19 protein-coding genes and 1 other annotated feature are annotated in these 20,304 nt (G+C 38.6%); of the genes, 17 read left to right on the forward strand and 2 right to left on the reverse strand.

Going from position 1 to position 20,304, the window contains the following annotated elements; translation table 11 throughout:
* Window positions 1-14: 14 nt before the first annotated feature.
* The 3 genes from AC0C45_RS06975 to AC0C45_RS06985 all read left to right on the forward strand — a co-directional run bounded on the left by AC0C45_RS06975 (window position 15) and on the right by AC0C45_RS06985 (window position 2,093).
* Window positions 15-755 carry a hypothetical protein gene (locus AC0C45_RS06975; protein WP_047931010.1) on the forward strand — a complete coding sequence of 247 codons (741 nt, stop codon included), beginning with the start codon at window positions 15-17 and terminating at the stop codon, window positions 753-755.
* Window positions 756-936: 181 nt separating this feature from the next.
* Entirely contained in the window at window positions 937-1,821 is an 885-nt protein-coding gene (locus AC0C45_RS06980) for an NAD-dependent epimerase/dehydratase family protein (protein WP_034654396.1), read from the forward strand.
* A gap of 77 nt (window positions 1,822-1,898) precedes the next feature.
* Window positions 1,899-2,093, forward strand: a complete 195-nt coding sequence (locus tag AC0C45_RS06985) for a ComZ family protein (RefSeq protein ID WP_013081746.1) — start codon at window positions 1,899-1,901, stop codon at window positions 2,091-2,093.
* Window positions 2,094-2,121: 28 nt separating this feature from the next.
* On the opposite strand, the gene AC0C45_RS06990 is transcribed toward AC0C45_RS06985, so the two are convergent.
* Window positions 2,122-2,322, reverse strand: a complete 201-nt coding sequence (locus AC0C45_RS06990) for a hypothetical protein (RefSeq protein ID WP_016763038.1) — start codon at window positions 2,320-2,322, stop codon at window positions 2,122-2,124.
* 256 nt (window positions 2,323-2,578) lie between these two features.
* On the opposite strand from AC0C45_RS06990, the gene AC0C45_RS06995 reads away from it, so the two are divergent.
* From AC0C45_RS06995 to AC0C45_RS07035, 9 genes are all read left to right on the forward strand, one after another.
* A complete protein-coding gene (locus AC0C45_RS06995) occupies window positions 2,579-3,517 on the forward strand; it encodes a beta-ketoacyl-ACP synthase III (protein WP_016763039.1) in 939 nt (312 codons plus the stop codon).
* Between the two features lie 39 nt (window positions 3,518-3,556).
* Window positions 3,557-4,798, forward strand: coding sequence for a beta-ketoacyl-ACP synthase II (gene fabF, locus AC0C45_RS07000; protein WP_013055405.1), 1,242 nt, complete (start codon window positions 3,557-3,559; stop codon window positions 4,796-4,798).
* Window positions 4,799-4,904: 106 nt separating this feature from the next.
* Window positions 4,905-5,678 carry a DUF2268 domain-containing putative Zn-dependent protease gene (locus tag AC0C45_RS07005; protein ID WP_016763040.1) on the forward strand — a complete coding sequence of 258 codons (774 nt, stop codon included), beginning with the start codon at window positions 4,905-4,907 and terminating at the stop codon, window positions 5,676-5,678.
* Window positions 5,679-5,904: 226 nt separating this feature from the next.
* The gene (locus tag AC0C45_RS07010) at window positions 5,905-6,927 is read left to right on the forward strand and encodes an ABC transporter ATP-binding protein (protein ID WP_016763041.1); all 1,023 of its coding nucleotides are present in this window, start codon (window positions 5,905-5,907) and stop codon (window positions 6,925-6,927) included.
* On the forward strand, window positions 6,927-7,910 hold the full coding sequence (locus AC0C45_RS07015) for an ABC transporter ATP-binding protein (protein WP_237893450.1): 984 nt from the start codon (window positions 6,927-6,929) through the stop codon (window positions 7,908-7,910). The genes AC0C45_RS07010 and AC0C45_RS07015 overlap by 1 nt, the downstream gene beginning before the upstream one ends.
* 43 nt (window positions 7,911-7,953) lie before the next feature.
* Window positions 7,954-9,693, forward strand: a complete 1,740-nt coding sequence (gene opp4A, locus AC0C45_RS07020) for an oligopeptide ABC transporter substrate-binding protein (RefSeq protein ID WP_472927994.1) — start codon at window positions 7,954-7,956, stop codon at window positions 9,691-9,693.
* A 28-nt stretch (window positions 9,694-9,721) separates the two neighbouring features.
* Window positions 9,722-10,687, forward strand: a complete 966-nt coding sequence (gene opp4B, locus AC0C45_RS07025; RefSeq protein WP_013055410.1) for an oligopeptide ABC transporter permease — start codon at window positions 9,722-9,724, stop codon at window positions 10,685-10,687.
* Window positions 10,688-10,698: 11 nt separating this feature from the next.
* Entirely contained in the window at window positions 10,699-11,613 is a 915-nt protein-coding gene (gene opp4C / locus AC0C45_RS07030) for an oligopeptide ABC transporter permease (protein WP_013081753.1), read from the forward strand.
* A gap of 300 nt (window positions 11,614-11,913) precedes the next feature.
* Window positions 11,914-12,663, forward strand: coding sequence for a YjbA family protein (locus AC0C45_RS07035; protein WP_016763046.1), 750 nt, complete (start codon window positions 11,914-11,916; stop codon window positions 12,661-12,663).
* 29 nt (window positions 12,664-12,692) lie between these two features.
* On the opposite strand, the gene trpS is transcribed toward AC0C45_RS07035, so the two are convergent.
* Window positions 12,693-13,682, reverse strand: coding sequence for a tryptophan--tRNA ligase (gene trpS, locus AC0C45_RS07040; protein ID WP_026106503.1), 990 nt, complete (start codon window positions 13,680-13,682; stop codon window positions 12,693-12,695).
* 76 nt (window positions 13,683-13,758) lie between these two features.
* Window positions 13,759-13,963, reverse strand: a binding site (T-box leader).
* Window positions 13,964-14,629: 666 nt separating this feature from the next.
* On the opposite strand from trpS, the gene AC0C45_RS07045 reads away from it, so the two are divergent.
* From AC0C45_RS07045 to AC0C45_RS07065, 5 genes are all read left to right on the forward strand, one after another.
* The gene (locus tag AC0C45_RS07045) at window positions 14,630-16,276 is read left to right on the forward strand and encodes a peptide ABC transporter substrate-binding protein (protein WP_013081756.1); all 1,647 of its coding nucleotides are present in this window, start codon (window positions 14,630-14,632) and stop codon (window positions 16,274-16,276) included.
* A 97-nt stretch (window positions 16,277-16,373) separates the two neighbouring features.
* Window positions 16,374-17,309 carry an ABC transporter permease gene (locus AC0C45_RS07050; protein ID WP_472927995.1) on the forward strand — a complete coding sequence of 312 codons (936 nt, stop codon included), beginning with the start codon at window positions 16,374-16,376 and terminating at the stop codon, window positions 17,307-17,309.
* 2 nt (window positions 17,310-17,311) lie between these two features.
* Entirely contained in the window at window positions 17,312-18,238 is a 927-nt protein-coding gene (locus tag AC0C45_RS07055) for an ABC transporter permease (protein ID WP_013055416.1), read from the forward strand.
* Between the two features lie 14 nt (window positions 18,239-18,252).
* Window positions 18,253-19,323: an ABC transporter ATP-binding protein gene (locus tag AC0C45_RS07060; protein WP_016763049.1), complete on the forward strand. Its 1,071-nt coding sequence runs from the start codon at window positions 18,253-18,255 to the stop codon at window positions 19,321-19,323.
* A gap of 1 nt (window position 19,324) precedes the next feature.
* Complete coding sequence (locus tag AC0C45_RS07065; protein ID WP_020465427.1) at window positions 19,325-20,242, forward strand: ABC transporter ATP-binding protein; 918 nt, start codon at window positions 19,325-19,327, stop codon at window positions 20,240-20,242.
* Window positions 20,243-20,304 lie beyond the last annotated feature (62 nt).

Here is a 20,304-nt window from a genome sequence, read left to right on the forward strand (position 1 = left end):
ACGGAGGAAGAGCTATGATACATCGACGCTTTTTTAGCTTAGATACGCAATGGAATGTCGTACATGTCCCTGAACGACCGAATGGTTTCGGTGTGTTAGTATTGGGTGATAAAGATCATTTTGTTGAAAGTTCAACTAGCTTATGGATTCAGCACGGCGGAAGGTCACAGCTGTTGCAATGTTTACAAGATGAAGGATACACAGTATTTTATTCCAATTTATATGGCCGGCATTGGGGGTCTCCAGAAGCATATCACCTTGCAAAACAACTTTATCATTTAGTAATGAAACAAGAAATTTTAAATAAACGAATTCATATTTTAGCTGAAGGAATGGGGGCTCTGTTAGCGCTGCAGCTAATGGAAAATGACGGGAATACGTTCGTTCGATCAACTGGTTTACTAAATCCATGTATTGATCTTCATACGCATGCAGAACATGAAAAAAACAATAAATTCTTTTATAAACAATTCACGAAGGACTTGACTCAAGCTTATAAAGTGGAGCGGAAGCAAGTATCAAAGTTAATTAAGGAGTACCCTTCTGTTACAGAATTAAAATCAACGCTGCCCGTGAAAATATGGACGGCGCCTAATGCCTCTACTCATTATCCAATTGCACACAGTAAAAAATATGAACTACATCGTGAAGAACTTCACTCTCCTATTATGCTTTCACTTTATTTACCGGAAAAAAACTATTTGTTTGAACGGTCCCTTCTCCAATTTTATAAACAGCATGAAAAAGTGTTATAAGCAAAGCTTCTATGATTATACATATCATAGGGGCTTTTTGTATAAGAGATAAAATGAAAAAAGAGTTCATGATGCTTTTACAGATGAGCTTCTTTGAAATAAGGAACGAGTGCCCTCTATAACTATAGGGATTTAAGCTTTTTGTTGAGTAAATGATGAATGAAGAATTGGAGGAAGCGATATGGGAAATGTAGTAGTAATAGGGGCAAACCGCTTTATTGGTTTTCATTTATGTATGGCTTTTTTAGACGAAGGTACAGAAGTAAAAGGGTATACACATTCTGCTCATAAAGAAGAAGATGATTTGCAGGAAGAGATGAAATTTTTCTTAGGGCGAAACGCTAATTATGCATCGACCGAAGTAGGAGAGTCATTAGATATGATTACCTCAGAAACGGATGTTGTCTACTTTACGTATTTCGATGGAGGAGACTTTTATCATCCTGATTTTTTAAGACAAGAAATGCAAAAAGCGCAGCAAGTGCTCATTCAAGCGCTTAACAAATGCCGTCAATTCAACATTCGATTTGTGTTTGTTTCTACCATGCGCGTATTTGGAGACCAGCAGCGAAAGATTGAAGAAACAACGATTCCAGAACCGGACAGTAGTGAAGGAAGGCTATACGTTCATTTTGAGCGAATGATAGAAAAATATAAAGATGATGGATGGCCCATTATAATTGTCAGAACGCCGACTCTTTACGGACCTTGGCAGCCTTTGTCAATGTGCTATTCCAAAAATATTGCCGGGTACGAAGAGGCTTTTGACATTATGGAAGGCACGGATTTTATTATTTATATTGAAGATGCCGTCAGTGCACTTAGACGCTGTAAAACTGCTGCATATTCATATGAAGTGATTCATTTAGTTGAAGAAAAGTTACAGCCTTGGAGCGCAGGAGCAAACATTACTCATATGGAGGTGAAGGAAGAAGCGGCTCAAGAAAAATATGAAATCAGCAGGAAAGCGAAAGAACTGCTGCAATTTTCTTCAAAAGTAACGGCTAAAGAAGGCATTTATCTGCAAAAAAAACATATGAGAACATTCTTTTTACCTCTTCATTAAAAGGAGAAAGTTGTACTTATAGAATAGATTCGCTAATATAAGGAGGAATAAATGTTTTTAATAAAGGAGATTTCACTATGGAAGAGCAAAATATGCAATTCATGCAAATTGCAATGAAGTACTTGCCAGAAGCAAAACAGATCTTAGATGAAACAGGCGTTGAGTTATCAATGGAACACGTACAGCCGGTATTGACATTACTAACAAAAGTAATGAACGATGCCTATGAGCTTGGCAAGCAAGATGCATTAGCTGAAAATGAAAACAACTAAAGAAAACAGCTCGGTAGAATCCGAGCTGTTATTTTTGTTTGGAAAATAAATCGACTAAAGGGGCAAACTGTTTAAGAAGAGGAGCTAGTTCTTCGACAGCGAGTACAATTTCATCGATTTGTTTAAATAATCGTTCCCACTCCTCTCGCTCTCTTTCTTCTTTTGATTTTCTGCGCCCAGCTCCAAACATAAAATCAGAAAAACCTTCATTTCTTTGTCTTCTTGCCATGATACTCATTCCTTTCACTATTTTAATGGTGGGTAAGTTCTTACTTAATGTCCCATACTAGAGTAAGAGGGTCCCGTATGATTACTATATGTAGCATGATAGATACCTGAGTAGGACGAACACCTATATAGACAAAAAATAAAAAATGAAGTAAAATTAGTACCAACTCATAATAATTGATTATATAATCGATAAATGAAATGACGGATATAGGTTTTATAGGAATATAAGCCTTTTATTTAAAGGAGAGGTTGATATGAACGCTGGTGTTCTAGGAATTGGACGTTATGTACCAGAGAAAGTTGTAACAAATTTAGATCTTGAAAAAGTAATGGATACATCAGATGAGTGGATTCGTACGCGCACAGGTATTCAAGAGCGCCGAATTGCAGCCGATAACGAGGACACATCTGATTTAGCTTATAAAGCAGCAGTTGAAGCTTTACATAAAGCTAACGTCGAGGCAGAAGATATTGACATGATCATTGTTGCTACGGTAACGCCAGATCAACCGTTTCCTACAGTATCATGTATGCTACAAGAAAAATTGGGAGCAAAAAAAGCAGCTTCTTACGATGTGAGCGCCGCATGTGCAGGGTTTATGTACGGCATGATTACAGCTAAGCAATTTATTGAAACCAATGCTTACAGGCATATATTAGTGGTCGGTGTAGAAAAGCTTTCTAAGATTACAGATTGGGACGACCGTAACACGGCTGTTTTATTCGGAGACGGAGCAGGTGCAGTTGTAATGGGACCTGTATCAGAAGGACGAGGTATTTTATCCTTTGAACTAGGGTCGGACGGTACGGGAGGCAAGCACTTGTATCAAAACGAGCTTGATCATATTGTCATGAACGGACGTGAAGTATTTAAGTTTGCTGTTCGACAAATGGGGGAATCTGCTGTTAATGTAATTGAAAAAGCAGGGTTAACAAAAGAGGATGTTGATTTTCTCGTACCTCATCAAGCGAATATTCGTATTATGGAAGCTGCAAGACAGCGATTAGACTTGCCTGAAGAAAAAATGTCTAAAACAATCCAATACTACGGCAATACATCAGCAGCATCGATTCCAATTTCAATTGTTCATGAGCTTGAAGCAGGGAAAATTCAAGATGATGATTTAATTGTAATGGTTGGTTTCGGAGGCGGCTTAACATGGGGAGCTATTGCTATTAGATGGGGAAAATAACACTACATTTTTAAAGCAACTGAAGGAGATGAATGTACGATGAATAAAAAACGTGTAGTTGTAACAGGACTTGGTGGGCTTACACCAATTGGAAATGACGTAGAAACAGCTTGGAAAAACGCAGTAGCAGGCGTGTCTGGCGTTGGTCCTTTAACAAGACTAGATGCAGATGAATTCCCGGCTAAAGTAGCGGCTGAAGTAAAAGATTTTAACGTGGAAGATTTTATTGACCGCAAAGAGGCTCGTAAGATGGATCGCTTTACTCAATATGCAATGGTAGCTGCATTGGCGGCTGTTAAAGATGCGGATTTGACTATTACAGAAGAAATTGCTCCAAACGTCGGCGTTTGGATTGGTTCTGGAATTGGCGGTATGGAAACGTTTGAAAACCAATATTCAACGTTATTAGAAAAAGGTGCCCGCCGTGTAAGTCCATTCTTCATTCCGATGATGATTCCTGATATGGCAACAGGACAAGTTTCTATTGCTTTAGGGGCGAAAGGCGTGAACTCTTGTACGGTAACGGCATGTGCAACAGGTACAAACTCTATTGGTGATGCGTTTAAAGTCATTCAACGCGGAGATGCAGACGTGATGGTGACGGGCGGTACGGAAGCGCCAATCACGCGTTTATCTATTGCTGGTTTCTGTGCGAATAAAGCACTTTCTACAAATCCAGATCCTGCAACAGCATCTCGTCCGTTTGATAAAGACCGCGACGGCTTCGTTATGGGAGAAGGTGCAGGTGTTATTGTGCTTGAAGAGCTTGAACATGCACTAGCGCGCGGCGCACGTATTTATGCTGAAATTGTGGGCTATGGTTCAACAGGAGATGCTCACCATATCACAGCGCCAGCTCCAGGAGGAGAAGGCGGCGTTCGTGCAATGCGTCATGCGATTGAAGATGCAGGCCTACAGCCAAGTGATATTGATTACATCAATGCTCACGGTACAAGTACAGGATACAATGATAAATTTGAAACAATGGCTATTAAAGAAGTATTTGGCGACCACGCTCAAAAAGTAGCGATTAGTTCAACAAAGTCAATGACTGGCCACTTGTTAGGAGCTGCTGGCGGAGTAGAAGCTATTTTTAGTGTGAAGGCAATTCAAGACGGTATTCTTCCTCCAACAATTAACTATCAAACACCTGATGAAGAGTGCGATTTAGACTACATTCCAAATAAAGCGCGTAAGCAAGAAGTAAAAGCGGTGCTCAGCAACTCACTTGGATTTGGCGGTCACAATGCAACAATCATCTTTAAAAAATACGAAGCATAATGAAAAATTCTAGGCTGATGCCTAGAATTTTTTTTATTTTTAATAACCAAAAGAGTAGCTGTGAACATATCATGAAACAAAAGGAAGAAGAAAGTGAGGGGAAAACATGCCGATTGTTTCAACTTCTACTTGGACGGAGCCGAAAGAAATAAGCCGTTATCTCGCGCGCTATTTTAAGAAATTAAAAGAAAAAGAATATATGGAATTACTTTTTAACTATGGAATGTGTCCGCCTTCTTTAATGTTTATAAAAGAATTAGAAGAAATGAAGAAAAGACAGGTTTGGAAGAAAGTTAAAGCGCATTATGAGAAGCTTAAAAAAGCATGGAATGGGCCCGATGTAGCGGTGCTAGTGCTTCCAAGCAATCCTAGAAATCGAAAAATGCAGCGTGAATTTAATGGAAGAGCAGGTGTCGCTTTTACCGATAAATTATTTGTGTTTATGACAAGTCATACATCCGATGAAGAAATGTTAGCAGTGCTTACCCATGAATACCATCACGTTTGCAGGCTAAAAGCCATTAATAAATCTGATGAAACGATTACTTTGTTAGACGCTATGATGATGGAAGGGTTAGCTGAAAGAGCTGTAGAGGAGTATTGTGGTAAAAAATATTTAGCTCCGTGGACAAATTATTATACCATTGAAGAAGCTAAAAAAATGTGGGAAAAGCATGTTAAACCTTATTACAATCTGCGCGCCGACGAAAAGAAATATGATCAACTGTTATTCGGCCAAAATTGGTATCCAGAAATGATGGGCTACAATATTGGTTATCATCTTGTTACTTCATGTATGAAGCCTCACACTTTAACTACTACCCAGCTGCTTCCTCTTAGCACCAATACTATCTTAAAAAAATCTGCGTTCCAACTGTAAAAAAACAAGTTCTATATACCTAAAGTTAAAAATAGTAAATTTTATCCTATTTCCAACAAAAAATTAGGAGGTTTATGCGTTAAAGTGCCGAAGAGATATTCAGAAATCATTATTTTAAAAATAAAAAATATAATTAATTTTCAAAATATATTGATTTTGTAATGAAATTGTAATAATATCTTATTCAAATATAACAATTTTTAGAAAAATGAGGTGTGCACTATAAATGGATAAAAAGCCCGTCGAATTAACACCTTTACTAGAAGTGAAAAATTTACAAACTGCTTTTTCCATTAATGATTCCTGGCATAATGCTGTGGACGACGTGTCGTTTCAAGTCGGACGAAAGCGAATTATAGGGGTTGTAGGAGAATCTGGCTGTGGAAAAAGCGTATTGTCTTTATCCGTCATTGGGCTGTTACCTAAAGTAAATAGTCAAATTAGAAGCGGAAGCGTTTTATTTAACGGAAAGAATCTTACGCACTTATCAGAAGATGAGATGAATGATGTTCGGGGGAAAGATATCTCAATGATTTTCCAAGAACCAATGACATCCCTTAATCCTGTGTTAACCATTGGGTATCAGCTGCAGGAAGTATTGTTTAACCATATGAATATATCCAAAGCGGAAGCGCGTGAAAAAAGCATTGCGCTTTTAAAAAGCGTTGGTATTTCGAGATCCGAAAAGCTCATCGATGAATATCCGCATCAGCTGTCAGGAGGAATGAGGCAGCGTGTCATGATTGCCATGGCGGTAGCTTGTCAGCCTAAACTTTTAATTGCTGATGAGCCGACAACGGCCCTAGATGTTACGGTTCAAGCTCAAATTTTAGAATTGCTAAAAGAAATTCAAGAAAGCAATGATATGTCTATTATTATGATTACACATGATTTAGGAGTAGTTGCTGAGATGTGTGATGAAGTGATTGTCATGTATGGCGGAAAAATTGTGGAGCATACAGATGTTGATACGTTATTTTATGCCCCAAAACATCCGTACACGAAAGCGCTTCTTCACTCAATTCCACGCATGGAAGATGATGTAGAAGTATTAAATACGATCAAAGGAATTGTGCCTTCTCTTGTAAACATGCCGCGGACAGGCTGTCGTTTCGTTAACCGATGTCCTCATGCAATGGAAGACTGCAGTTCCGTTACGCCTGTTCTTCGCCAGGATTCACAGGGACATGATGTCGCATGTCTACTGTATAAAAATAGCTATCCGTCAAAAGGAGTGAAGACAAGCTAATGACTAAAGCAGTGAAAAATGTATTGCTAGAAGTTCAGCATTTAAAAACCTACTATCCTATTCACGGCGGATTTTTCCGAAAGAAAATTGGTGATGTAAAAGCAGTTGACGGTATTTCTTTTGCTATTCGAAAAGGAGAAACGCTCGGTCTAGTAGGAGAATCTGGCTGTGGAAAATCCACGGCAGGAAGAACGATTCTAAGACTGTTGGAACCAACTAGCGGAAAAATTATTTTCGATGGTAAAGATATCACAGAAGCAAAAGGAACTTCTCTCCGTAAAATTAGACAAGATTTTCAAATGGTTTTTCAAGATCCCTATGCTTCCCTCAACCCAATGCAAATGGTTGGAGATGTTATTTCTGAACCAATTCGGAATTTTACAGGAAAATCAACCAATCAATTAAAATCAGAAGTTATGAATCTACTTACAAAAGTAGGGTTACCGGAAGATGCATACTATAAATATCCTCACGAATTTTCCGGTGGACAGCGTCAGCGGATTGGAATTGCACGTGCACTTGCACTTCGTCCAAAACTTATTATTGCTGATGAACCGGTATCGGCACTCGACGTTTCTGTCCAATCACAAGTTTTAAACCTTCTAAAAGAACTTCAACAAGAATTCGACCTAACCTTTTTATTTATTGCCCATGATTTGAGTGTTGTTAAACATATGAGTGATCGTATCGGTGTTATGTACCTAGGCGGTTTAGTGGAAATTGCTGATAAGAAAAGTCTGTACGCAGAGCCATTGCACCCTTATACGCAAGCGCTTGTATCGGCTATACCTGAACCAGATCCGCGAAAGAAAAAACAGCGTATTATTTTACAGGGAGATGTGCCAAGTCCAATTGATCCGCCAAAAGGCTGTGCGTTTCACCCTCGCTGTATACATGCAATGGCGGAGTGCAGCCAAACGAAACCTGCCTTAAAGGAGGTGAGACCTGGCCATCAAGTAGCTTGCCATTTATATAACTCGTAAAAGCTACATACGAACAGATTATTAGTTAAATAGGGGGAACGTCATGATGAAAAAGAAATCGTTTTTATCACTTGTTTCCATTTTGCTTGTGCTATCGCTTTTTCTAGCGGCATGCAGCGGTGGAAGCAGTTCTTCATCTTCTAGTAATAAAGAAGGCGAAGAAACAAAAACTGAAGGTGCAAAAACAGACAAGCCAAAAGATGGCGGAACGATTACGTATGGGATTGACGGAGCGCCGGAAGGGCTTTTTGAGTACGCATTGTATGGTAGTGCATATGATAGCCAAATCTTAGAATTTATCAATGAAGGTCTCTTTACTTATGATAAGAAATTAAAAATTAAATCTGACTTAGCTACTTGGAACGTGAGTGGTGATAAACTAACTTACACGTTTAAATTAAAAAAGGGGATTAAGTGGCATAACGGAGATCCATTAACTGCAGATGATTTTAAATATACGTATGAAACGATTGCCGATAAAGACTATACAGGTCCACGCTATGTAAACGTTGAGCACATTAAAGGCGCTCAAGAATATCACGACGGCAAAGCGGATTCTATTTCCGGAGTTGAAGTAGTAGATCCACAAACATTTAAAGTAACGTTTAAAGAAGTTCGTGTAAATAACTTAGACAATCTATGGCCGTATCCAATGCCGAAAAAGTACTACGAAGGAATTGCTGTAAAAGATCTTGCAGAGTCCAAACAAGTTCGTAAAGAGCCTATTGGTGTTGGGCCGTTTAAAGTGAAAAAAGTAGTAGCAAGTGAATATGTCCAAATGGAACGTAATGATGATTATTGGAAAGGTAAACCTCACCTCGATGGTGTTGTTGTAAAAGTACTGGATCCATCTGTTTCCGCCGGAGCATTGAAAAAAGGCGATGTCGACATTATGGATGTTCGCCCAGCTGATCTAGGGCAAGTTGAAAAAGCAGAAAACTTAGACTTTTTGGAAGGGAAATCAACTAGTTATTCGTATATTGGTCTACGATTTGGACATCGTGATCAAAAAGCTGGTAAAAACGTAGATGATTACGAAAAGTTCAAAGATCTAAAACTTCGTCAAGCATTGCTTTATGCAATAGATAGAAAAGCAATGGTAAAAGCATTTATGAACGACAAAGCGGTTGTTTCTAACACAGTTATTCCGTCTGTATTCTGGATTGCTGCTGACCAAAAAGATTTAACTAAGTACAAGTATAGTCCTGAAAAAGCTAAAAAATTATTAGCTGAAGCTGGTTATAAAGACAAGAATAATGACGGTTTTGTAGAAGATCCAAACGGAAAACCATTTACGATTTCATTCGGTCACTATGCTGGTCCAGCTAACTTCGAGGGTCGTGCGAAGGCTATTATGCAAGCATGGAATGATATTGGTATTAAAACAAAATTAGCAACGGGTTCACTTGTTGAATTTAACTTGTACAATGAAATGAAAGATAACGACGATAAGGCGTTAGAAGCGTTCTTTGGTTCTTGGGACACTGGTTCAGATCCAGATCCTACAGGATTATGGAGCTCTGATGCTGAATGGAACTATGGACGTTGGGTAAATAAGGAATCTGATGAAATGCTTAAAGACGGTTTGAGTGAAAAATCATTTGATGATAAATACCGTAAAGATGTATATGTAAAATGGCAAAAATTCTTTAATGAGCAGCTGCCAGCACTTCCTTTATGGGAAAATATCAATATTTATGCTGTGAATAAGCGTGTGAAAAACGTAACTCTAGATCCATCAACGGTAGTTGTAGATCCGGAGAAATGGTCTGTAACGGAATAAGTATTTTACATGTAAAGGAGAGTCAACGATGCTGCAATACTCACTAAGACGTATTTTAGGGATGATTCCAATGTTGATTCTGATCTCCTTTGTTGTGTTTTCCCTGGCAAAAATGATGCCAGGGGACCCTTTTGGGGGAGAAATCAACCCTAGTAATACAGATCCAAAATACATTGAGGAAATGCGTGATAAGCTAGGATATAACGATCCTATCTACGTTCAATATTGGAACTGGGTAAAGGGAGTGGCACAAGGAGATTTAGGAAAGTCAACAACTCATAAGTTACCGACATTAGATATTATTTTAGAGCGTATGCCTAATACTATCTTTTTAGCTTTGACTTCGCTTTTGATTACGTATGTGTTTGCATTTATTTTAGGTATGTATGCAGGAAGAAAACCGTATACCTTAGCAGATAACTTTATTGCAGGATATAATTACTTTGCATTAGCGGTTCCATCGTTTATCGCAGGGATCGTAGGCATTTATTTATTTTCCTTTCAGTTAGGTTGGTTTCCATTTAGCGGTTCTGTTGAAGTAGGATTGAAAGAGGGATCATGGGAATTTATTCAAAGTAGAATTCATCACGTTATATTACCCGCGCTGATTCTTGGCTTGATGTCGACCGCGCAGTATACCCAATTTTTGCGCAATGATATTATTGAAAACAGTCGCAAAGATTTTGTGCGCACTGCTAGAGCAAAAGGGACAAAAGAATCTAAAATTTATAATGTTCATATCCTACGCAACTCAATGATTCCGCTTATTACGTTTTTAGGGTTTGATCTTGTAACAATCATTAGCGGTTCTATCATTACAGAGACGATCTTTACGTATCCAGGAATTGGAAAATTGTTTGTTGACTCTGTAGCAACTCGTGACTACTCAGTTATGATGTCGCTTACAATGTTGTTTTCAATTTTAACACTGGTTGGGAATCTGGTTGCTGATTTGTTATACGGCGTAGCAGATCCGCGTATTCGTTTGGATTAGGAGGAGAAAGTATGGAAATTGTAACGAAAAAAGATGTACAGCCAGAAGTGAATATGAAAGCTCCTAAAAACCTTTCTCCATGGGCGATTGCGCGAAAGAAGTTTGTTAAAAATAAACTAGCCATGATAAGTTTAGCTTTCATGATTGTGATTACGCTTCTTGCCATTTTTGCACCGCTGCTTACAAAAGCAGATATTACACGTATCGACTATATGGCGATGAATGCAGCGCCTTCTAGTGAGCATTGGTTTGGAACGGATACAAATGGGCGAGACGTATTTGCACGTACATTGTATGGAGGAAGAACTTCGTTACTGATTGGAGTTGCCTGTACAACACTCGTTATTTTAATCGGAACTCTTATTGGTTCGATTGCGGGTTATTACGGAGGCAAAGTGGATCAATTCTTAATGCGTTTTACAGACTTTGTATTAAACTTTCCGCTAATTGTTTTCGTTGTAGTGTTAAATACAATCCTAATTGGAAAGATCTCAGGCGTTTGGACGCTCATCCTAGTTGTTAGTTTCTTAAGCTGGGGAAGTACGGCCCGGCTGGTGCGAAGCAAAGTCTTGGCTGAAAAAGAAAATGAATATGTGCTTTCAGCCGTTTCCATTGGGTGCAGCCCGTTTAAAATCATCTTTAAACATTTGCTGCCAAATGTGTTTTCAACGATTGTGGTTCAAGCCAGTTTGCAGATGGCGATCCTTATTGTGTTTGAGTCAGCGATTAGCTTTATCGGTTTTGGCGTGCCGGCTGATACGCCAAGCTGGGGGAATATGCTGACAGAAGCAAGGGAATCAGATGTGCTGCAGAATAAGCCTTGGATGTGGGTTCCGCCAGGTTTAGCCATTACATTTACGATCCTAGCTATCAACTTCATTGGTGAAGGATTAAAAGATGCTTTGAATCCCAAATCTCTTCGTTAAAAATCTATCACAAAAGTGTGATAGATTTTTTTAGGTTTGTCAGACCTCCTGACAAACCTATTACTATAGAAGAAACTCGGATTTTTTTCTGCTTATAGGGGTGAATATAGCTCATGAAGCCTTTAGCAATCATTAGCACTGGCGTTATATCTGAGCTTCGAAACAAGTGCATTTGAATAACGACCAAAAACGAAGGCATTTTACAATTAATTTTTAGAAAAATAACATCATTTGGAATAAAAATTCCTTTCTCTGCCTATACTGATGGATAACAAACAGATAGTAAGTGAGGGGTAAATTATGCTATATCTTCATGATGTATGGGTTAATTGGTTTGAAGGCGAAGAAAACGGTTATAATGTGTGTCATTTCCATGAGTGGAGAAAAGACGATTGTGTAGAACTGCTCGATCAAGCACCGTTATTAAAAGTAAATCCGCTTTTATTTCATTACATTGAAAATGATCTTTCCGAGCTACCTCAACAACTACTACAAGATGTCTATCAGAAAGCATACATTCGGAAAAATCATGAACGCACGCAGGTTGAATATTGTTTTATTGTTACAGATGGAACGAATATTTTAGCAATTGATACGATGGGATATCATATTCCGATTCGAAAAAGCCGCTTAATTCCAAGACAGGAACAGTTAGTCTATGAGATGATTGCGGATCAAGAAGAGCTAGAATATAAGTTCAGTGAAGACGAGCTGAATAAAAAAGAGCATCATATTCTTTCACCGTCTCCTGAAACGATGAGAGGACTAACACGTAAAGAACGTCAGCTAAAACAGCTGTTATTTATGGCACTTGATCAGCTACATACCACAAAAAATACAGCTCAAATCCGCTACTGGTACACGGAGTGGAATCCAACGAAGTACGAAGATATTCAAGAGATGCCGTTTCAAGACGTGTGGAGTCAGCTATACGATGAAACGAAGTCAGGGTGGTCACCGAAGCATAAATTATTATGCGAGCGCTTAGTAAAAGGACAACCTTTCTTTGAAAAACTTTGGGAAATTGAACAAGAGCCAAAAGTTAATTAAAAAAAACGACTGCATAGCAGTCGTTTTTTTTAACGTTTACGGCCAATTCCCATTGCGTTTCGCATTTTGCGAAGCATTTTATTAGCCGTTGCATTTGCTTTATCGGCACCTTGATCTAAAATATCATCTAGCTCGCTAGAATCAACTAATTCATAATATCTTTTTTGAATTGGAGCGAGTGCTTCAGCTACCACTTTGGCTGTGTCAGCTTTAAAGTCACCATAACCTTTGCCTTCGTACATCGCTTCAATGTCTTCGATCGATTTATTGGCTAGGATCGAATAAATACTTAATAAGTTTGAAATGCCTGGCTTATTTTCTTTATCGTAGCGAACAATACCTTCTGAATCCGTTACGGCACTTTTGATTTTCTTTTCAATTGTTTTAGCGTCATCCAAAAGCGTAATGAAAGCTTTTTGGTTTGGATCGGACTTGCTCATTTTTTTCGTAGGGTCTTGAAGAGACATGACGCGTGCGCCCACTTTTGGAATACGTACTTCAGGAATAGTGAAGATATCATTGTATTTTTTGTTAAAGCGCTCAGCTAAGTCACGCGTTAATTCTAAATGCTGCTTTTGATCTTCACCAACTGGAACCAAATCGGTGTTGTATAAAAGAATATCCGCTGCCATTAATGGAGGATAAGTTAGTAATCCTGCTGATACTGCTTCTTTTCCAGCGGACTTATCTTTAAACTGAGTCATACGTTCAAGTTCACCGATATACGCTACGCACTGTAACATCCATCCCGCTTCTGTGTGGGCAGGCACTTCCGATTGAATAAATAAAGTCGATTTTGCTGGATCAATTCCTACCGCTACATACAGAGCAGCAAGGCTGCGAATGTTTTTACGAAGTGCTAAACGATCTTGAGGCGTTGTAATCGCATGCTGATCTACAATACAAAAATGACAGTTATAGTCATGTTGAAGTTCAACAAATTGCTTCATCGCTCCAATGTAGTTACCTAAAGTGATTGTACCGCTTGGTTGAATACCTGAAAAAATTGTTTTCATCAAATCTTCCTTTCATCTGCTCATATATGATGCTAATTTACGGATACAACATAAAAAGGCCCATCCGCTCCTAGCATAAGCTAGGGGCGAATGGACCGCGTTGCCACCCTAATTAGTACACATAATTGTGAACTATCTTTATTCATGTAACGTTGAGGTCAACGTTCAAGCTTTGCACTTGAAAGCTCCAAAGTCCATTCTGCAGGTTTCAATGTTTGTTCTCACCAGCCACAAACTCTCTGAAAATGAAAATTCTGCATACTACTCTTTTTCACAGCTTTAATTATATAGTTATTCGTTATTATAACGCGAAAAAGCAGGAATTTAAACATCTTATCACTAAAAAGTTTTATAAGACAATTTACTGGGATTTTTCAGCGGCAAAAAAAGACAAGAACCTTTTAACTAAAGCATTTCTTGATGAAAATTTGGTGGAGGATTTGGTAAAAATCTTTTATTTAATATTTCTAATGGCTTTGTAATACTATCGTAATACCTATACTACAAAAAAGATTTTAGAAGTCTGACAAGTAGGCACAATCCTTATAAGATAAGGTTTTTTCCCCCATGACAAAAAAATACCATTAAATAATAGTATTGCAATAAATTTTTAAAATATTTATAATAGGCGTAACAAACATATTTTTTACAAAGGTATTACAATTTCTTAATTTTTCAGAAAACACAAAATAGACAATGTTTTGTTTCAATTAGCGAATTTTGTAATGAATGAGTCTTCTACATATTAAGCGCATACATTGGATTTACAGCATGTAAACAATTGATGACAGTTTCATAGAGTAGAAGAATAATTTTGCAGTGAGGTCTTTAATGCTCTACTACGTGAAAAAATAACTGATTATTTTGTATTGAAAGAGGATTAAGAAATTAGTGCATATCAAAAAAATATGGTTGCCACACAAACAAAATTTAATAGGGGGTAACACGCAATGAAGAAAAGGTTGTCGATTCTTTTCAGTTTGCTGCTTGTAATGAGCTTGTTTTTAGCTGCATGTGGATTTAACAAAGAATCTGGTGGCAGTGAAAATGCTAGCAGTGATGGCGGCGAAAAGAAAAAAGAGCAAGAGCTTCGCGTAAACATTAAAACTGAGCCTTTTTCATTAAACCCAGGCTTAGCTAATGATTCAACGTCATCAAACGTATTATTACAAACATTTGAGGGTTTAACTCGTATCGGTAAAGATGGAAAACCTGAAAATGCAATGGCGAAAGATGTGAAGGTCAGCGATGATCAAACTAAATATACGTTTACGATTCGCGACGATGCAAAATGGTCAAATGGTGACCCTGTAACAGCAAAAGATTTCGAATATGCATGGAAATGGGCGTTAGATCCTAAAAACGAATCTCAATATGCATATCAATTATACTATGTTAAAAATGCACAAGCTGCCAATGAAGGAAAAGGTTCATTAGATGATGTTGCCGTTAAAGCAACAGATGATAAAACGCTTGAGGTAACATTAGAAAACCCAACGCCATATTTCTTAGAATTAACAGCTTTCTATACGTACTTCCCAGTGAATACGAAAATTGCTGAATCAAATGAAAAATGGTACACAAATGCAGGCGAAAACTATACGTCAAACGGTCCTTTCAAGCTTAAAGCTTGGAAACATAATGACAAAATCGAGTTAGTTCCTAATGAAAACTATTGGGATAAAGATGCTGTAAAACTTAAAAAAGTTGAAATGTACATGATCAATGATAACAACACTGAACTTTCAATGTTCAAAAACGGTGAATTAGACTGGGCGGGTATGCCTACTGGTCAATTACCGGCTGATGCACTTCCTGAATTAAAGAAAGACGGTTCATTAAACATTCAAGAGATTGCAGGTACTTACTGGTACAAGTTTAATACAGAACAAAAACCTTTAGACAACGTGAACATTCGTAAAGCATTAGCTTATGCAATTGATCGTAAAGGTATTACAGAACAAATTACAAAAGACGGTTCAGTTCCAGCGATGGCGGCTGTACCACCAACAATGTTTGAAGATAACAAAAAAGGTTATTTCAAAGACAATGATGTGAAAAAAGCAAAAGAATATTTAGAAAAAGGCTTGAAAGAAATGGGCCTTAAAGATGCTTCAGAACTACCAGCAATTAAGGTTTCATACAACACGGATGAAAAACATGCAAAAATTGCACAAGCTGTTCAAGATATGTGGAAGAAAAACCTTGGCATTAAAGTACAGTTAGACAACTCTGAGTGGGCTGTTTACATTGAAAAGTTACACCAAGGAGATTATCAAGTTGGACGTATGGGCTGGTTAGGAGATTTTAACGATCCAATTAACTTCTTAGAATTGTTCCGTGATAAAAAAGGCGGAAACAATGATACAAACTGGGAAAACCCAGAATATAAAAAGTTATTAATTGACTCTCAAAAAGAAACAGATCCTAAAAAACGTCAGGCAATGTTGAAAAAAGCAGAAGGTATCTTCATGGATGAAATGCCAGTGGCACCAATCTACTTCTACACAAACGCTTGGGTACAAGACAAGCAGCTGAAAGATGTTGTGATGTCTGGACTTGGAGACATTCAGATTAAGTGGGCTCATTTTGAGTAAGTAACATCAATTATGACAAAGGGTATATGGGGCCTGGTGCTCCATATACTTTTCTTTCTTGTGCGCGAATTTTGTAAAAATATGGAGGTGTGTCAGGGTGTTCAAATATATAGGAAAACGACTTATTTATATGTTTCTATCATTATGGCTAATCGTAACAGCAACCTTTTTCTTAATGCGTGCTGTTCCGGGAGGTCCATTCACATCAGAAAAGCAGCTTCCCCCTGAAATTCAAAAAAATCTAAATCAGTATTACGGTTTAGACCAGCCTTGGTACCATCAGTACTTTGATTATTTAACATCAATTTTAAAGTGGGATTTTGGTCCATCTTTCAAATATAAAGGCCAAACGGTAAACGATTTGATCTACGGCGGATTCCCTGTTTCATTCATGCTAGGGATGGAAGCTATTTTAATAGCAATTGCTATTGGTGTAGTACTTGGTGTTATTGCTGCCTTAAAACATAATAAGTGGCAAGATTACACGGCGATGGTTATTGCAGTTCTAGGAATCTCAGTTCCGAGTTTTATTATGGCAGCGGTATTACAATACGTTCTGGCTATGAAACTACAAATTTTTCCGGTTGCACGCTGGGAATCTTGGGCACACACGGTGTTACCAGCTCTCGCGCTCGCTTCAACCCCTATGGCATTTATCGCACGGTTAACTCGTTCGAGTATGCTTGAAGTATTAAGCAATGATTATATTCGTACAGCGAAAGCAAAAGGTTTAAGCAGAGGCGTTATTACAGTTAAGCACGCCATGCGAAATGCGATGCTTCCAGTCGTATCCTATATGGGACCTTTAGTAGCAGGGATTTTAACGGGTAGCTTTGTTATTGAAAAAATATTTGGTATCCCGGGATTAGGTTCACACTTTGTACTCAGTATCTCAAACCGAGATTATACAACGATTATGGGCGTAACGGTGTTCTACAGTATTTTACTACTTTTTTGTATCTTGCTTGTAGATATTGCATACGGATTCATTGACCCTCGAATTAAACTTACAGGTGCTAAGAAAGGAGAGTAACTATGCAGCAACTTCCAAAAATTCCTAAAGAAATGTTTGAAACAGCAGGGATTGACCGCGCTCAGGCAGAAAAGATTGAAAAACCGAGTCTTTCATTCTGGCAAGATGTTTTTATTCGTTTTCGCAAAAACAAGCTTGCTATGTTTGGTGTAGTACTAATGGTTCTCCTTGTTTTTATGGCTATATTTGGTCCATTGATGGTGAAATATGATTATGCAACCAATGATTTGCTGAATGCTAATCAGGCTCCATCTTCTGAGCACTGGTTCGGTACAGATGAATTAGGGCGTGATGTTTTTGCTCGCACGTGGGAAGGCGCTCGTATTTCATTATTTATCGGGTTAGCAGCAGCTTTAATTGATTTATTCATTGGCGTAGTTTGGGGAAGCATCTCTGGATACCGCGGCGGCCGTACGGATGAAACAATGATGCGTGTTGCGGATATCTTATATGGTGTTCCTTACCTTTTACTCGTTATTATTTTAATGGTTATGCTTGGCCAAGGGTTAGGCACGATGATTTTGGCGATGACCATTACCGGCTGGATTAACATGGCCCGTATTGTACGTGGACAAGTATTGCAGTTGAAAAACCAAGAGTACGTAATGGCTTCACAAACATTAGGAGCAACAACAAAACGTATTTTATTTAAACATCTTATTCCTAATGCGACAGGTCCAATTTTAGTAACAATGACACTAACGATTCCTTCAGCAATCTTTACAGAAGCATTTTTAAGCTACTTGGGACTAGGCGTTCCGGCACCGCTTGCAAGTTGGGGAACAATGGCTTCAGAAGGCTTACCTGCTTTGGAATACTATCCTTGGCGCTTATTTTTCCCAGGTTTGTTTATCTGTTTAACAATCTTAGCGTTCAACGTAATTGGTGATGGATTACGAGATGCGTTAGATCCAAAACTACGTAAGTAAGGAAGTGGACTCATATGTCACGTTTATTAGAAGTAAAGAATTTAGCTGTATCATTTAAAACATATGGCGGAGAAGTTCAAGCTGTTCGCGGCGTTAACTTCCATTTAAATAAAGGTGAAACTTTAGCAATTGTTGGTGAGTCAGGATCTGGTAAAAGTGTAACTTCACAAACGATCATGCGCCTTATTCCGATGCCTCCTGGCCGAATCAAAAGCGGTGAAATGCTGTTTGACGGCATTGATTTAGCTAAGAAAACGGATAAAGAAATGGAAGCTATTCGCGGTAAAGATATCGGTATGATCTTCCAAGATCCGATGACTTCCTTGAATCCAACGATGAAAGTTGGGGCTCAAATTGGTGAAGTCGTAATTAAGCATTCCAAAGTGTCTAAAGCAGAAGCGAAAAAACGGGCAGTCGAGTTATTAACGCTTGTAGGAATTCCTTTTCCAGAACAGCGTGTGAATCAATATCCGCATGAATTCAGCGGCGGGATGAGACAGCGTGTTGTCATTGCGATGGCTCTTGCTTCTAATCCGAAGCTATTGATCGCTGATGAACCAACAACGGCGCTTGATGTAACAATTCAAGCCCAAATTTTAGAGTTGATGAAAGACATTCAGAAAAAAACGGATACCTCTATTATCTTTATTACCCATGATCTTGGTGTAGTAGCAAATGTAGCAGATCGAGTAGCCGTTATGTACGCTGGTCAAATTGTTGAAATGGGCACAGTGGATGAAGTGTTTTACGATCCAAAACATCCGTATACGTGGGGACTGCTAGCTTCTATGCCAAGCTTAGACAACGAGGCAGAAGAAGAGCTGGCTGCTATTCCTGGAACGCCGCCAGATTTAACGAATCCTCCAAAAGGAGATGCATTTGCAGCGCGAAATCCATACGCAATGAAAATTGATTTTGAGCAAGAACCTCCAATGTTCAAAATATCTGATACGCACTATGCGAAAACATGGCTGTTACATCCCGATGCACCAAAAGTAGAGCCGCCTGCTTCAGTTCAGCGCCGCATGCGTAAAGTTGATAATGTATACAGTACACCTGTACTCGTAGCGAAGGATGGTGAATAACATGACAGATAAATTATTAGAGATTAAAGACTTAAAGCAACATTTTTTCACAAGTAAAGGAACAATTAAAGCAGTTGATGGTCTGACGTTTGACATCTTCCGCGGAGAAACATTAGGGCTTGTAGGTGAATCCGGTTGCGGAAAGTCAACGACAGGCAGAACGATTATTCGTTTATATGACGCTACTAGCGGTGAGGTACTATTTAATGGCGAAAATGTACATGGTCGCAAATCACGCTCAGAGCTTAAAAAATTCAATCGTAAAATGCAAATGATTTTCCAAGATCCATATGCGTCGCTTAACCCTCGTATGACCGTAGCAGATATCATAGCAGAAGGCATTGATATTCACGGTTTAGCTAAGACGAGAAAGGAGCGTATGGCAAAGGTTCACGAGCTTCTTGAAACAGTGGGGCTTAACAAAGAACATGCAAATCGCTATCCACATGAGTTTAGTGGCGGCCAGCGTCAGCGTATCGGTATCGCAAGAGCACTGGCAGTAGAACCTGATTTTATCATCGCAGATGAACCAATCTCAGCTTTGGACGTGTCTATACAAGCTCAAGTTGTTAACTTAATGAAGAAGTTACAGCGTGAACGTGGACTAACATATTTATTTATCGCCCATGATTTGTCAATGGTAAAATACATCAGTGACCGCATCGGCGTTATGTACAGAGGTAAGATTGTAGAGCTTGCACCAAGTGATGAACTTTATCGAAACCCTGTTCATCCATATACAAAAGCGTTACTTTCAGCTATTCCGCTTCCCGATCCTGACAGTGAAAAAACGCGTCAGCGCAAAATTTATGATCCAAGTATCCATGACTATAACGGTGAAGAACCGGAGCTTAGAGAAGTATCTCCAGGTCACTACGTGTCTTGTTCTCAAGCAGAGTTTGCCACATATACAACATAACAAAAACGATCTCACAACGAGGTCGTTTTTTATTTAGTTATCAAAGAACACTAAGCTTCAAG

The sequence above is a fragment of the Priestia sp. VA7 genome, assembly GCF_055710015.1.

Excerpts from the sequence above, each read along its gene's own strand:
- AC0C45_RS07015 (WP_237893450.1), top strand. The coding sequence starts at position 6,927 with ATGACTAAAGCAGTGAAAAATGTATTGCTAGAAGTTCAGCATTTAAAA.
- AC0C45_RS06990 (WP_016763038.1), bottom strand. The coding sequence starts at position 2,322 with ATGGCAAGAAGACAAAGAAATGAAGGTTTTTCTGATTTTATGTTTGGA.
- AC0C45_RS07045 (WP_013081756.1), top strand. The coding sequence starts at position 14,630 with ATGAAGAAAAGGTTGTCGATTCTTTTCAGTTTGCTGCTTGTAATGAGC.
- AC0C45_RS06995 (WP_016763039.1), top strand. The coding sequence starts at position 2,579 with ATGAACGCTGGTGTTCTAGGAATTGGACGTTATGTACCAGAGAAAGTT.
- AC0C45_RS06980 (WP_034654396.1), top strand. The coding sequence starts at position 937 with ATGGGAAATGTAGTAGTAATAGGGGCAAACCGCTTTATTGGTTTTCAT.
- AC0C45_RS07055 (WP_013055416.1), top strand. The coding sequence starts at position 17,312 with ATGCAGCAACTTCCAAAAATTCCTAAAGAAATGTTTGAAACAGCAGGG.
- AC0C45_RS07010 (WP_016763041.1), top strand. The coding sequence starts at position 5,905 with ATGGATAAAAAGCCCGTCGAATTAACACCTTTACTAGAAGTGAAAAAT.
- fabF (WP_013055405.1), top strand. The coding sequence starts at position 3,557 with ATGAATAAAAAACGTGTAGTTGTAACAGGACTTGGTGGGCTTACACCA.
- AC0C45_RS07065 (WP_020465427.1), top strand. The coding sequence starts at position 19,325 with ATGACAGATAAATTATTAGAGATTAAAGACTTAAAGCAACATTTTTTC.
- opp4C (WP_013081753.1), top strand. The coding sequence starts at position 10,699 with ATGGAAATTGTAACGAAAAAAGATGTACAGCCAGAAGTGAATATGAAA.
- AC0C45_RS06985 (WP_013081746.1), top strand. The coding sequence starts at position 1,899 with ATGGAAGAGCAAAATATGCAATTCATGCAAATTGCAATGAAGTACTTG.
- AC0C45_RS06975 (WP_047931010.1), top strand. The coding sequence starts at position 15 with ATGATACATCGACGCTTTTTTAGCTTAGATACGCAATGGAATGTCGTA.
- AC0C45_RS07005 (WP_016763040.1), top strand. The coding sequence starts at position 4,905 with ATGCCGATTGTTTCAACTTCTACTTGGACGGAGCCGAAAGAAATAAGC.
- opp4B (WP_013055410.1), top strand. The coding sequence starts at position 9,722 with ATGCTGCAATACTCACTAAGACGTATTTTAGGGATGATTCCAATGTTG.
- AC0C45_RS07035 (WP_016763046.1), top strand. The coding sequence starts at position 11,914 with ATGCTATATCTTCATGATGTATGGGTTAATTGGTTTGAAGGCGAAGAA.
- AC0C45_RS07060 (WP_016763049.1), top strand. The coding sequence starts at position 18,253 with ATGTCACGTTTATTAGAAGTAAAGAATTTAGCTGTATCATTTAAAACA.
- opp4A (WP_472927994.1), top strand. The coding sequence starts at position 7,954 with ATGATGAAAAAGAAATCGTTTTTATCACTTGTTTCCATTTTGCTTGTG.